The sequence below is a fragment of the Mesorhizobium sp. BHscii genome (assembly GCF_053848065.1).
The window spans coordinates 166,011-178,869 of sequence record NZ_JBSPKW010000002.1; the positions used below are offsets into that span (position 1 = coordinate 166,011).

14 protein-coding genes are annotated in these 12,859 nt (G+C 62.6%); 8 read left to right on the forward strand and 6 right to left on the reverse strand.

The genetic code is table 11. The annotated features are described in order from the left end of the window. Positions 1-8 precede the first annotated feature (8 nt). Positions 9-509 (reverse strand): methyltransferase family protein, encoded by a 501-nt coding sequence (locus ACWTU7_RS03600; RefSeq protein WP_455837887.1) that lies wholly within the window; start codon positions 507-509, stop codon positions 9-11. Between the two features lie 823 nt (positions 510-1,332). Beyond that, positions 1,333-3,384 carry an elongation factor G gene (locus ACWTU7_RS03605; protein ID WP_455837886.1) on the reverse strand — a complete coding sequence of 684 codons (2,052 nt, stop codon included), beginning with the start codon at positions 3,382-3,384 and terminating at the stop codon, positions 1,333-1,335. A 345-nt stretch (positions 3,385-3,729) separates the two neighbouring features. Here ACWTU7_RS03605 and ACWTU7_RS03610 point away from each other — a divergent pair, with 345 nt between their 5' ends. Beyond that, a complete protein-coding gene (locus ACWTU7_RS03610) occupies positions 3,730-4,125 on the forward strand; it encodes a (R)-mandelonitrile lyase (protein ID WP_095519142.1) in 396 nt (131 codons plus the stop codon). A gap of 59 nt (positions 4,126-4,184) precedes the next feature. Here ACWTU7_RS03610 and ACWTU7_RS03615 read toward each other — a convergent pair whose 3' ends face one another. Beyond that, positions 4,185-5,387 carry a pyridoxal phosphate-dependent aminotransferase gene (locus ACWTU7_RS03615; protein ID WP_455837885.1) on the reverse strand — a complete coding sequence of 401 codons (1,203 nt, stop codon included), beginning with the start codon at positions 5,385-5,387 and terminating at the stop codon, positions 4,185-4,187. Positions 5,388-5,593: 206 nt separating this feature from the next. Between ACWTU7_RS03615 and ACWTU7_RS03620 the strand changes: the two genes are divergently transcribed. The 3 genes from ACWTU7_RS03620 to ACWTU7_RS03630 all read left to right on the forward strand — a co-directional run bounded on the left by ACWTU7_RS03620 (position 5,594) and on the right by ACWTU7_RS03630 (position 8,061). Beyond that, complete coding sequence (locus ACWTU7_RS03620; protein WP_455837884.1) at positions 5,594-6,487, forward strand: EAL domain-containing protein; 894 nt, start codon at positions 5,594-5,596, stop codon at positions 6,485-6,487. Continuing rightward, positions 6,484-7,338 (forward strand): EAL domain-containing protein, encoded by an 855-nt coding sequence (locus ACWTU7_RS03625; RefSeq protein WP_455837883.1) that lies wholly within the window; start codon positions 6,484-6,486, stop codon positions 7,336-7,338. Before ACWTU7_RS03620 ends, ACWTU7_RS03625 begins: the two co-directional genes overlap by 4 nt. A 111-nt stretch (positions 7,339-7,449) precedes the next feature. Beyond that, the gene (locus ACWTU7_RS03630) at positions 7,450-8,061 is read left to right on the forward strand and encodes a glutathione S-transferase family protein (RefSeq protein WP_455837882.1); all 612 of its coding nucleotides are present in this window, start codon (positions 7,450-7,452) and stop codon (positions 8,059-8,061) included. 317 nt (positions 8,062-8,378) lie between these two features. Here the strand turns inward: ACWTU7_RS03630 and ACWTU7_RS03635 are convergent, their stop codons facing one another. After that, the gene (locus ACWTU7_RS03635; protein WP_023678332.1) at positions 8,379-8,591 is read right to left on the reverse strand and encodes a cold-shock protein; all 213 of its coding nucleotides are present in this window, start codon (positions 8,589-8,591) and stop codon (positions 8,379-8,381) included. Between the two features lie 331 nt (positions 8,592-8,922). Between ACWTU7_RS03635 and ACWTU7_RS03640 the strand changes: the two genes are divergently transcribed. After that, positions 8,923-9,249, forward strand: coding sequence for a hypothetical protein (locus ACWTU7_RS03640; protein ID WP_455837881.1), 327 nt, complete (start codon positions 8,923-8,925; stop codon positions 9,247-9,249). Between the two features lie 12 nt (positions 9,250-9,261). Here the strand turns inward: ACWTU7_RS03640 and ACWTU7_RS03645 are convergent, their stop codons facing one another. After that, positions 9,262-9,831, reverse strand: coding sequence for a methylated-DNA--[protein]-cysteine S-methyltransferase (locus ACWTU7_RS03645; protein WP_455837880.1), 570 nt, complete (start codon positions 9,829-9,831; stop codon positions 9,262-9,264). A 180-nt stretch (positions 9,832-10,011) separates the two neighbouring features. Between ACWTU7_RS03645 and ACWTU7_RS03650 the strand changes: the two genes are divergently transcribed. Together ACWTU7_RS03650 and ACWTU7_RS03655 are read left to right on the forward strand one after the other, a co-directional pair. Next, the gene (locus tag ACWTU7_RS03650) at positions 10,012-10,872 is read left to right on the forward strand and encodes a transglycosylase SLT domain-containing protein (RefSeq protein WP_455837879.1); all 861 of its coding nucleotides are present in this window, start codon (positions 10,012-10,014) and stop codon (positions 10,870-10,872) included. 110 nt (positions 10,873-10,982) lie between these two features. Continuing rightward, positions 10,983-11,471 carry a GNAT family N-acetyltransferase gene (locus ACWTU7_RS03655; protein WP_455837878.1) on the forward strand — a complete coding sequence of 163 codons (489 nt, stop codon included), beginning with the start codon at positions 10,983-10,985 and terminating at the stop codon, positions 11,469-11,471. A 260-nt stretch (positions 11,472-11,731) separates the two neighbouring features. Here ACWTU7_RS03655 and ACWTU7_RS03660 read toward each other — a convergent pair whose 3' ends face one another. Then, on the reverse strand, positions 11,732-12,079 hold the full coding sequence (locus tag ACWTU7_RS03660; protein WP_455837877.1) for a hypothetical protein: 348 nt from the start codon (positions 12,077-12,079) through the stop codon (positions 11,732-11,734). Between the two features lie 152 nt (positions 12,080-12,231). On the opposite strand from ACWTU7_RS03660, the gene ACWTU7_RS03665 reads away from it, so the two are divergent. Further along, positions 12,232-12,654, forward strand: a complete 423-nt coding sequence (locus ACWTU7_RS03665; RefSeq protein WP_455837876.1) for a lysozyme inhibitor LprI family protein — start codon at positions 12,232-12,234, stop codon at positions 12,652-12,654. The last annotated feature ends 205 nt before the right edge of the window (positions 12,655-12,859 follow it).

Sequence of the window (12,859 nt, forward strand, 5' to 3'; positions counted from 1 at the left end):
ATCAACTCTTACTGGCAGCGCCATGGGGTCAGGCGGGGCAGCCAGCCTGGGACGGCGCGGCGGTAGGCCTCGTAGCCGGCGCCATAGCGGCGGGCGAGCGTCGGTTCCTCGTAGAACTTCACGAACGAGACCATGGCGATGGCGGCGATAGTGGCATAGGCGACGAGAGCCCAGCTCGAAAACAGCAGTGCCTGGCCAAGGATGATCGACAGCACCGCCACGTACATCGGGTTGCGGACATGGCGGTAGATACCACCGACAACCAGTTGCTCGGTCGGCGCAACCGGGGCGGGCGTGCCCAGGCCTTCGAAAGCAAAACGGGCGAAGGCATGAAGCAGCAAGGCCGCTGCGACCACAATCAGGACCCAGCCGACCGGGACCAAGCCGGGCTGGGTCGACCGTGGCAGACGATAGCGATCGGTCAACAGCCAGGGCAGCAATCCCGCGACCATGCCGGGCGCTGCGATGAAGAATAGCGCGCTGCCGGCGATCGCCTGACGTGTCCTCATCGAGGCTTCCTTCTAGAGCGACGTGCGTCCACTTGGACGCACAAGATACGCTCTAGCACTTGAAATCTACGCATCGTGCTTTCCGAAAAGCGATTCCTATCTCGGGCCGATGCGGCTGCTGTAAAAATAAACGCGTATTGCCTGATTCGACGTCATTCGTTGTTTTTGCGTTTCGGGCCGAGAATTGGCTCTGATTCGCTATTTCCCAATGATCTTGCCTGGCCGTGCACCGCATTTCGACGATTCTGCTGGTCCTATGAGGCCAAGGAATGGGTTAGACCACAGCCCGTGTCATTTTGCATGCGTGTGTTGCAAAATAGATGCTTGTTTCTTGAGCATGATGAGCACATATATAGATCATCTCCTGGGCGCGTTCTCCTCCCATTAGCGCCCTCGAGTGTTCCCCTCTGGAGGTTAGCCCTAACAGGCACTTCCAATCAAACTCAGCCGGATCTTCATTGATCCGGCTTTTTTGTTGCCCGAAACCTGCTGGCGCTGAGGGAAAGCCGACCGAAATTGTCACGTAACAGTGACATGTAACCTCAGGTAACCTGTCACAGGCGCCCAGCATCGACTAAGCAGATCATAGGACGCGGTGTGGTTCGTGCGGGAGATGGGGGCATCACTCGGGCGATCCGGGCTCAGGCGGCTACCGCGTCCGAACCATTCTTCCGCTGAGGCCGTCAGGCGCTGGCGGCATGTGCGGCGGACCTGCCGTTTCGCCTCCCACGAAGACGGTCCGCAAGAGAGCGGCGTCCGGATCATTCCGGACGCCGTTTCCTTGTGTTCTGCAGCCTGCGATACTGGCGCCAAAAATCCAGTGTCAGGCGGCCTTGCCGTTGGCGTTCATCGCCTCGTCGGCCAAGCGGCCGGTGAGTTCGGCCATATGGTCGAAGGTCGCGCGATAGCTGGCCACGCCGGCGGTAGCCGAACGCAGCTCGATGATCAGATCGCCGATCTCGGCCTGCGGCATGGTCGCCTCGACGATATCCCATCCCGGCCAGCCGGGCCGCGCGTCATAACGGAGGATCTGGCCCCGCCGTTGCGGGATCAGGGCGATGATCTTCGACGTCGCATCGGACGGCGTGACGATCTCGACCTTCATGATCGGTTCGAGGAGCACCGGCGAGCAGGCCGCCATGCCTTCCTTCATCGCCAGCTTCGCCGCCAACTGGAAGGCCATGTCCGACGAATCGACAGCGTGATAGGAGCCGTCGGACAGGTTGACGGCGACATCGACCACCGGAAAGCCGAGCGGGCCGGATTTCAAATAATCGCGCACGCCGGTCTCGACCGACTGGATGTAGGTCTTCGGCACGGCGCCGCCGGTGATGGTGTCGGTGAACTGGAAGCCGGAGCCGCGCGGCAGCGGCTTGATCTCGATCACCACGTCGCCGAACTGGCCATGGCCGCCCGACTGCTTCTTGTGGCGGCCGCGCTGCTGCGCCGTTTTGCGGATCGTCTCGCGATAAGGCACGGCCGGCGCATGGCCTTCGACCGGGATCTGGTTCTTGCCCTCCAGCCGCTCGCGCACGACACGCAGATGCATCTCGCCATGGCCCGACAGCACGGTTTCGGCCGAATCCTGATTGTGGCGCAGGCTGAGCGAGGGGTCTTCTTCGGCAAGTCGCTGGATGGCTGCCGACATCTTCACTTCGTCTTTGCGTTCCTTCGGGCGCAGCGCGAACGCAAAGACCGGCTGCGGCGGCATCAGCGTGACCAGTGGCTTGATGCCGCCCTTTGCCGAGCTCAAGGTCTGACCGGTCGTGACGTCGTCCAGCTTGCCGAGCGCGACCGTGTCGCCGGCCCTGGCCGAGGTGAGCTTGGTCTGGTCCTTGCCGAGCATTTTGTAGATGCCGGAGACTTTTGCCGTGGTGCCATTCGAAAGGAAGAGCTCGGAGGCGTCGGCAAGCTGGCCGGACAGGATGCGCGAGACCGACAGCTTGCCGCCATGGGCGGTGTGAATGGTCTTCATCACCTGGACCACGGTCGCATTGCCATCAGGTGCACCAAGGCGCTTGCGGGTCGCCTCGATGTCGGGCGCGTCGTGGCGGATCGTCTTCAACAGGCGCAGCACGCCATTGCCCTTCTCGGCGGTGCCGATCAGCACCGGCGTCACGGCGCCCTCACGCAGATCGGCGGCGAGGTCGTCGAAAATCGCGTCCTTCGGCGGCTCAATCTCTTCGAGAAGCTGCTCCATCAACTGGTCGTCATGATCGGCGAGCGTCTCCAGCATGGAAAAGCGCGCCTCCAGTTCGCGCGCCTTGTCGTCGCTGGGAATCTGGGTGACCTCGCTTTCGGCATATTCGCGATAGATGTAGGCGCGCTCCAGAGCGAGATCGATCGAGCCGATGACGACGCCGTTCTTGCGCAGCGGAATCTGGCGAAGCAGCAACGGCACCGAGCTTGCCGGCTGCAGCAACTTCAGCGTGTCGCGCACGCCTGATATCGCCTTATCGACCTTGTTGAGGAACATGATGCGCGGCACGCCGAGATCGTCGAGCTTGCGCATGATCAGCTGCAGGGCAGGGATCTTCTTCTCGTCGGCTTCGGCGACGACCACGGCGATGTCGCAGGCGGCGAGGACCGGCTCTGCCTCGAAGGAGAATTCGATGGAGCCGGGACAATCGACGAAAGTGAGTTGCTCGCCCATGAATTCGGTGGTCGCAAACGTCGCCTCGACGCTCATGGCGTGGGCGCGTGCCTCGGGCGAATGATCGGAAACGGTGTTTCCCGAGGAAACGGGATTCTGGCGGGGAATGGCGCCCGTGCGGGCCAATATGGCTTCGAGAAGTGTCGTCTTACCGCTTGCAAAGGGACCGACTATGGCAATGCATTTCGGTCCCGTGCGTCGTCCTCCGGCGCGAGTTCCCATGACTGACCTCCACTCAGGCGTTTCCCTGGGAGCGGCGGCCGGCCTGTCGACCGTCGCGGGCGGGGCTTTTTTCAGTTTGCCACCTACCCAAAGGCATCGTCCCACGGGTTAGCAGGGAGGGCAAGGGATTTGAGGATCGCCTGATGTCGTGGATGTTGAGCCGTGATCGACGAATCCGTCGGATGCGAGCCCAGCCTCCCATCAAATCCCGCGACAAAGCCCGTCGCCGAACAGCCGCAAAAGCGGTTGCGCCGTGATGGTTATCGGACGAAAGTGCCCGCTTCTTGCGACAAAAAGGAACGGCCGTCGCCGACCGATCCGCCATCAGCTTGAGGACTCGCGACGATGAAGATCATTGCCTGCGGCAGCGTGCCGACCGCCATTGCGCCGGAAAAGTACTTCACCGGCCGCGTGTGGCAGACGCCAATCATCGAGAAGGAAGCGCCAGCGCGGCTGCGCGCCATCATGGTCAGTTTCGAGCCCGGCGCGCGTACCCACTGGCATACGCATCCGCTGGGCCAGACGCTCTATGTCATATCAGGCGCCGGCCTCGCGCAAAGCTGGGGCGAGCCGGTTCAGGCGATCAGGGCCGGCGACGTCATTTCGTTTGCCCCCGATGAAAAGCATTGGCACGGCGCCGGTCCAAAATCGGCGATGGCGCATATCGCCATGCAGGAGGCGCTCGACGACGTCCATGCCGACTGGCTGGAAATGGTGACAGACGAGCAGTATGGCGGCTGAGGCTTTTGAGCCCACCAAACCCGACTGCGAGCCGGGTTTGGTGTTCAAGATGCGCCTGATCAGTTCAGCGAGGCGGTGAAGCGCTGGATGCGCGTGCAGGCCTCTTCGAGCGACGCCTCCGACGTGGCATAGGAGATGCGGAAGTTGGGGCCGAGGCCGAAGGCCGAACCGAACACGACCGCTACGCCCTCGGCCTCGAGCAGCTCCGAGCAGAAGGCTTCGTCGCTGTCGATCACCTTGCCGGCTTTGGTCTTCTTGCCGATCAACTGGGCGCAGGACGGATAGACGTAGAAAGCACCTTCGGGTGACGGACATGTGATGCCGCGCGCCTGATTGAGCATCGACACGACGAGATCGCGCCGAGCCTGGAAGATCGCCTTGTTTTTCGCAATGAAATCCTGCGGACCGTTCAGCGCCTCCACCGATGCCCACTGGGCGATGGTGCAGGCGCCGGAGGTCTGCTGGCCCTGTATCATATCCATTGCCTTGATCAGCGCCACGGGCCCGGCCGCATAGCCGATGCGCCAGCCAGTCATGGCATAGGCCTTCGAGACGCCGTTCATCGTCAGCGTGCGCTCATAAAGCTTCGGCTCGACCTCGGCGATGGTCTTGAAGACGAAGTCACCATAGATCAGGTGCTCGTACATGTCGTCGGTCAGCACCCAGACATCGGGATGCTTCAACAGCACGTTGGCCAGAGCGCGCAATTCAGCCTCGGTGTAGGCAGCGCCCGACGGATTCGACGGTGAGTTCATCAACAGCCATTTGGTGCGCGGCGTAATCGCCTTTTCCAACGCCGCCGCAGTCAGCTTGAAGCCGTTGTCGATGGAGGTGTCGGCAAATGCCGGGGTGCCGCCGCAGATCGCTACCATCTCGGGATAGCTGACCCAGTACGGCCTCGGAATGATGACCTCGTCGCCGGGATTCAGCGTCGCCATAAAGGCATTGAATAGGATCTGCTTGCCGCCGGTGCCGACGATGGTCTGCTCCGGCCGGTAGTCGAGATTGTTCTCGCGCTTGAATTTTTCGACGATCGCCTCGCGCAGCGGCACGATGCCGGAAACCGGAGGATATTTCGTTTCGCCGCGGCGGATAGCCTCGATCGCAGCGTTCTTGATGTTGTCCGGCGTGTCGAAGTCCGGTTCGCCGGCACCCAACCCGATCACGTCTCGGCCGGCGTTTTTCAGCTCGCGTGCTTTCTGCGTCACCGCGATGGTCGCGGAAGGCTTTACGCGGGAAAGGACGTCAGCAAGAAAGGCCATGACGATGTTATCTCCTTTGGGATGCAGGCGGTCCATCTAACCGCGGCGCTTCTCATGTCGCATCATTCCGCCAAGCGCAAGCACCGTCGGATGAGCCAGATCTCAAATCCCCGGCAAATTCGGCAACAATAAATTCACCTACAGGCGGTAAAACCCCGAGTGGCTGGATCACGACCCATTCCGCCAGTCTCGCAGAGCGAGGAACCGTGTCGCGCAGCATCGGGCATGTCCATATCGTCCGTCATGACGACGGCACCGCCAGCGGTGTCTGGGGCATCTATACGCTGCAGAGCGCTTTCCAGCCGATCTTCGCCTTCAGCAACGGCAAATTGTCCGTCACCGGATTCGAGGGGCTGATCCGGCCGTTCCGCGACGGCGAGCCGCAGTCGCCGGTGAGCTTTTTCAACACCTGTCCAACGGTCGACCGCCTGCATATCGAGGCGCTGACAAGGACGCTGCATCTTTTGAACGCCGGCGCCTGCCTGCCGCAAGAGGCATTCATTTTCATTAACTTCGATCCGTCGGTGTTCACCGATCGCAGCATCGCCGACAAGGCGCTGCGCGACATGCGGCTGGTGCTGCATGAGGCTGAGATCGATGCGAACCGGGTCGTCTGCGAGGTGACCGAGCAGAAATCGGCGTCGCAGGAAACGCTCTACAATTTCGTCGAGGCACTCAGGGCCAACGGATTTCGCATAGCGGTCGACGACTACGGCGCCGACGAGTCCGACATCAACCGCATCAAGGAGCTCAGGCCGGACATCGTCAAATTCGATGCCCACTGGATCATGCAACTGATGGAGTCCGGCGCCGGTTTCGCACTGCTGACCGCCATGGTGGCAAGTTTCGAACAGCAAGGCATCCGCACCGTCTTCGAGGGCATCGAGGAGAGCTGGCAGCTTGAACTGGCTGAAAAATCGGGAGCCTCGATGGTGCAGGGATTCGCGCTGGCGCGCCCGGAGCTTGCGCCGACCAGCTTTCACGTCTTCGGCAAGGACAGGCAGATGCCGGTGGCAGTGGCCGATGCCGACGAGGCGCCTGCGACTGTCTCGCCTTCGCCGAGGCCGAAACGGGCTTTCGGACGCAAGGTGGTGCCATGACAGGGCGGCCCGACAGGCGGCGCAATGTCGGCGAGGCAATCTTTGCCGACGAGGTCGGTATCGAATACGGCGTCTATGGCGCGTTCCGGCTGAGGAGCGCCTACCAGCCGATCTTCGCGCCGCGCGGCAGGTTTTTGAAGGCCGTCGCGGTCGAAGGCCTGATCGAGCCGCACCGCGCCGGCAGGTCGGTCGCGCCACGCGTATTTTTCGAGGGCGTACCCGTGGCGGATCGCCTGTTCGTCGAGACGATGTGCCGGGTGCTGCATCTCCGGAACTTCCGCAACATCGGCGTCGACGGGCTCGACCTATTCTTCAACTACAATCCGCTGATCAACGATGACCCCGGGCGAGCGCTGGCTGAGATCAGGCTGATGACCAGGCATCTCGCCGAGTTCGATCTGTACCCCGGCATGCTGGTCTGCGAAATCACCGAACAGGCGGCCGACGACAAGGTGCTCGTCAGCCTGGCGCGCGAGATGCGGCGTGACGGCATCCGCATCGCCATCGACGATTTCGGTACCGGGCATTCGACGGAAGCGCGGGTTGCGCTTGTCCGGCCCGACATCGTCAAGATCGACGGCACCTGGTTCGCGGAATTCTGTCGCCATGCCGCCGCCGAACGGTTTTTCCGGCCGCTGGTCTCCGCGTTGCACGACCGCGGCACCAAGGTGCTGGTCGAAGGCATCGAGCAATCCACGCATCTGCGCGTGGCACTCGACGGCGGCGTCGACCTGATGCAGGGTTTTTACCTTGCCCGGCCGGCGCTGGCCGGCACGAACTTCGACGAGGAGCCGCTGCCCATCGACAGGCTGCTTGGCAGGGACAACAACGTCGTGCCGTTGTTTGGGTGATCTATCAGCGGCGCTGATGGTTGCGCCAAAACAAATCACTGGAATAAGCCCTCGGTGCCAGGATAATTGCCGGTAAGGCGGCTCCCGAGGGGAGCGGCGATGGGAGCAAAAATGACCACACTCTATGGAATGATCGACAGCGGCAATTGCTACAAGCCGCGGCTGTTGATGGCCAAGCTCGGCATCCCTTTCACCAATGTCGAGGTGAGCTCGCATACCGGCGACACGCGCAAGCCCGACTATATCGCCAAGAACCCAAACGCCATGGTGCCGCTGCTCGAGCTCGACGACGGCAGGCGGCTTGCCGAATCCAACGCCATCCTGCTTTACCTCGCCGAAGGCACGCGGTTCCTGCCGGCCGACAGATACGAGCGGGCGCTGGCCTATCAGTGGCTGTTCTTCGAGCAGTACAGCCACGAACCCTATATCGCGGTGCGCAAGGCGCTGCTCACCTTTCCCGAACGGGCCAAGGATGCGACGCCGGAACGGCTGGCGGTGACGCTGGAGCGCGGCAACAAGGCGCTCGGCGTGATGAGCAAGCATCTGGCGGGCAACGCATTCTTTGCCGGTGAGGCATTGAGCGTCGCCGACATCGCGCTCTACGCCTATACGCATAAGGCCGAGATGGGCGGTTTTCAGCTCGACGCCTATCCGGCGGTGGCGGCCTGGCTGAAACGAGTGGAGGCCGATCCGGGGCATGTGCCCATGGAGTGGCTGGGGTAGTACTGTCCTCACTCGTCGCCGCTTCGCGGCTCGCTCCGGGCAGGACGCACCAAAAGGCGCAACGCCCGGCGGGCTGCAGCCTTCGGCCGGGACACGAAAACCGAACAGAGATGGAATCCGAACAGCAAAAAGGCGGGACAAAATCCCGCCTTCCATGCTTGGTAGCCTGATCGGGAGCGTTTGGTCCGGGCCGGCAGCAATCTGCTGCTTCGGCTTGTCGGGGTTTTTCGCTCCGGTGCGCTTCTCGCGCGACCGTCAGTACATCCGTGACTTGCCGCGCGCCCCGAGCTATCGCCCGGCGCGCGCCATTCGCAAAATCAGGCTGCCTTGCTCAGAGATCCAGCGGACGACTTGCCAGTGCGGCGGTCCTGCTCGATCTCGAAGTTGATCTTCTGGCCTTCGACCAGGGTCGACAGCCCAGCGCGCTCGACTGCGGAGATGTGGACGAAAACGTCCGCGCCGCCGCTGTCAGGCTGGATGAAGCCGAAACCCTTGGTGGAATTAAACCACTTGACCGTACCTGTTGCCATTTCGATAGTCCTTATACGTTTGCTTTAGCTTGACCGAACCGAAGTCCAGCCGGTTTGTATCGAGATTTTGGAGATAGACGTCAGCAAACGCGAATATCGCGAGGCCCGGATCGATCGGCCGAAATATCAATGGACCTCATATAGTCCGCTTCTCCGCAAAAAACAAGACGGCACGAAAAAGGCGCTGATGGGGCGCTGCCCAACGGCCGCCCCAATCGCGTGAAAGCCTTGCAACGTCGCGCGTTGCGGAGGGTTCGCATCGCCTGTCGCGCACGTTGCGGGGAAGGATCGTGCCGCCTTCGGGCGTCAGGTCCTGTTTTGGGAGAGGACCATGAAAACTGTTCTGCTTGCCGCCTGCCTGACGCTGGTGGCCGCCGAGGCGCAGGCGATCTCGCGCTACGATCCGAGCCGCATGAGCTGCGGCAGAGTGCGGGCGACGATCGCGCGAGAGGGCGCCGTCATCCTGCGTTACCAGTCGACGCGCACGCCGGGGCTGCCGCTCTACGACCGCTATGTGCGGAGCCAGCGTTTCTGCAACATGGGGGAGGTCAGGGCACGGGCGTCAGTGCCAAGCGCCGATACGACGTCCTGCATCGTCTACAAATGCAAGCGGGTGGACACAGACCGGCGTTTCCGCCGGCGCATCTTTCCGGACTAGCTACGTCCGGCCTCAGAATCCGAATGATACCTGCGCCGGCGGCGGCGGGCCGACACGCACGCCTTCCATCGCCAGCATCTTTTCCTTGGTGGTCGAGCCGCCCGGCGCAGAAAAACCGCCGATCTTGCCGCCGGCGGCAAGAATGCGGTGGCAAGGGATGACCAGCGGCACCGGGTTGGCGCCGAGCGCCGCACCCGTCTCACGCGCCAGCCCAGCATGGCCGGCGCGCTTGGCCAGTTCGCCATAGGTGGTGGTCTCGCCGAAGGCCAGCTTGCGCGCCGCGTCGTAGATGGCGAGGCGGAAATCGTCGACGCCGGTGAGATCGACCGGCACACCGGAGAAATCGATGTCTTCGCCGGCTGCATAGGCCTGTATCGACCCGATCAGCTCGGTAACCCATTGCGGTTGGGCGCTCGAACCGGCGCTGCCGGCATGGCGCAGCAGCCGGCGTTCCACCGCGTCGCGGTTGTGCTGGGGCAGGCAAAGCCTCGTCAGTCCGGCCTCGCTCCAGGCGATCCCCATGAAGCCGATCACGGTTTCGAAGACCGCGTGGCCGGCGGTGGCCTGAGAGGTGCTTGCCATGATGTGCTCCTTCCGCAGAAACGGATGGGAATCCAGTACATATCGAGAACGAGATATCGCATTTTCAGGTTGCTGTTGCCACCCGAAAATCATTCGAAGTACACAACAGGCTGCGGATTGCCGGGGGAAAGGCGCTGGTGTAAGGACTTTCTTAACAGACGAACCGGACCCGAGCGCGGCTTGCCAGCAAAAATCATTTTTCCCGCGATCGGCGTGATGCTCGCTGCGGCCGGTCTCAGCGGCTGCAGCTCGACCTCGCAGACGAACGCCGTGCCTTCCCTGACTGAAACCGCCGCCGGCGCTGATGCCGGCTTTACGCTGGCGCTGCCCGACACGGTTTCGGTGCTGCCGGAATCGTCCGGCATCGCGCCTGTCCAGACGGTAGCGCTGGCCGTCGACCCCGCCGCGACGCCTGTCCAACCAGCAGCCTTTGCCGGACCGACCCCGCTGGCCGCAACTGCACCTGCAGCCATGACGGCCGGTGCCGCCCCAGCCGGCGCAGCACCTGTCTATGCGACGGCCGCTGTCGCCATGCCGGTCACCGGCGAGACAGGCAAGACGATGCCCGGCGTTCAGCAAGCCGCCTATGTCGTGCCTGACGATCCGTCCGCCTTGCTTTCGACCAGCCCTGCCAAGGAGTATTCGGCGGGACCGCGCGGCGAGATCGAACGGCTGATCGAGAAATATGCCGTCCTCTATGAGGTGCCGGTCGATCTGGTGCGCCGTGTCGTCAGCCGCGAGAGCACCTTCAATCCCAAGGCCTACAATCGCGGCCATTGGGGGCTGATGCAGATCAAGCATGCGACGGCGCGCGGCATGGGCTATGACGGGCCGGCGAGCGGGTTGTTCGACGCCGAGACCAATCTGAAATATGCGGTGAAATATCTGCGCGGCGCCTGGCTGGTGGCCGGCGGTAACGCCAAGCGCGCCGACCGCCTATACCAGAGCGGCTATTATTACGACGCCAAGCGCAAGGGCATGCTGGAAGAAACCGGCCTTGGCCGCGACCGCGGCCGCCGTCGCCTGCAGCCCGATGCCTGAAAGCGCGTCGCGTTTGAATGGACACATGCGACGCGCTTTCAGGTCTTGTTTTTATGCATGTCGTTATCGCAAAACCGCTGCGCACTTTTGCGCGACAGGCATTAAACACCATGCCTGAGCCGCGCCCGCCGGCGCCGAACGACATAAGGCTGCGCAAGATACTCGACGACACGCTTGCTCCGCCGCGCTGGCCGGAAGGTTTCGTCATGCGCGGCTTCGATGCCACCGACGCGCTTGCTTTGCATGCGCTGCTGACCACCGTATTCGACGATGGCGCCGACGGGCCGTTCGACGAATGGTGGCCGCGCATTTCAAGCGACGCGGAATTCGACCCTGCCTTGTGTTTCCTGGTTATCGACAGCAAGGGTCGGCTGGCGGGCGCGGCGCTGTGCTGGACGAGGGCGTTCGTGAAGGACCTTGCCGTCCATCCCGAGGCGCGCGACCGAGGCATCGCCGAAGCGCTGATGTGGCACGTCTTCGCCGCCTTTCGCGCACGGGACGCTGCGCATGTCGATCTCAAAACCAACACGGTCGAAAATGCCGCCGCGGTCAGGCTCTATGAGCGACTGGGGATGTTCGAAGTCGACTGGGAAGGCTAGCCCGGCTCTGGTCGGTTCCGCCCTCACGCTGCGGAAAGTGTATTGTTGTGAAACTGCTTCACATAGGTCGCCAACCGCAAATGCTAACACCCTGCCACGCCGTTCGGTCGGGGTAACGAGCGGAAGGTGTCGGAGGGGGCTGCACCGGCATGTGTCAACCGCGTTCCACGGCCGGTCCCGAGGTGGGTTCGGGATCCGCCTGCTCGTACGCTACCTACCACCGCCCGCGAATCTTCCTGTCTCCAAGGCCAACTGCTTTGTTATCGCTCAGTCGGCGCGTTGCCGATCTTCTGCTTGAGCTCGAGCGCCCAGGAGCGGCCTTCGTCGCCGCCCCATAGAAGCCAGGCGATGTAACCGGCCGACGGGTTTTCTTCACTGCCGAAGTTACGGCCCTTCTTGTCGACCTCATGGCGGGCGAAATAGCTGACCATGCGCTGGATGGTGGAGGGCGAAAGTTTATCGCGGTTCTTGAGCTCGGTCGCCCGCGCAACCCCGACCTCGGTGCCGCCGCGACCAAATATGCCGCGCAGCCTGAGGCCCATGGCGGCATTGTCGGCAACGATCTGCGGACAGCGCAGGTCGATTTCGTCATTGTCGGCTTGGCGCATGGTTCTTCCCCGATATGCAACGCTATTGCTTCGCAGTCGTCGGAGCCGCCTGAAAGGAACTGTCCACCAAGGCGACAAGCTGCATCTTGCCTGTATTCGTCTCACGGTTAAGCTTCGTTACAGCGGGGGCCCTCGAAAATCGGAGAAACACGATGCGGCTTCCCAAAACCGGCCTCGCCACCTTAATCCTCGCCGTTCCGCTATTCGCCGACGCGGCGCGGGCGGCCGACGATTGCGCCAATGCGATGGATCAAACGACCATGAACGAATGCGCCGGCAAGTCGCTCGCGAAGGCCGACAAAAAGCTCAACGACGCCTACAAGCAGATCGAGGGTCGGCTGAAAGACAATGCGGCGTCAAAGAAGCTGCTGGTCGATGCGCAGCGCGCCTGGGTCGCTTTCCGCGATGCCGAGTGCAAATTTCAGGGCGGCCCGCCCGACATGGCCGGCAGCATGTATCCAATGGTCGTCGCCGGCTGCCAGGAGGCCGTCACCGACAACCGGCTGAGGGATTTCCAGGGCTACCTCAATTGCCAGGAAGGCGATGCCAACTGCCCGGTGCCGGCGGCGCAGTAACTTCGTGTGTCCCGGTATTCCATGTGAGGTCCCCCTCATCCGGCCGCGGAGCCTGTCCTCGGGCTTGCCGGAGGCAAGACCCGTCGGCGGTCTCCTCTCCCTTGGGGGAGGTCAGCAGCGAAGCGGAGGCTGGGTGAGGGGACTTCTGCCGCCTGCGTGTGCAAAAATGTCGGAACGGTCCTTCGCGATGCGTCCTTGAGAGGCA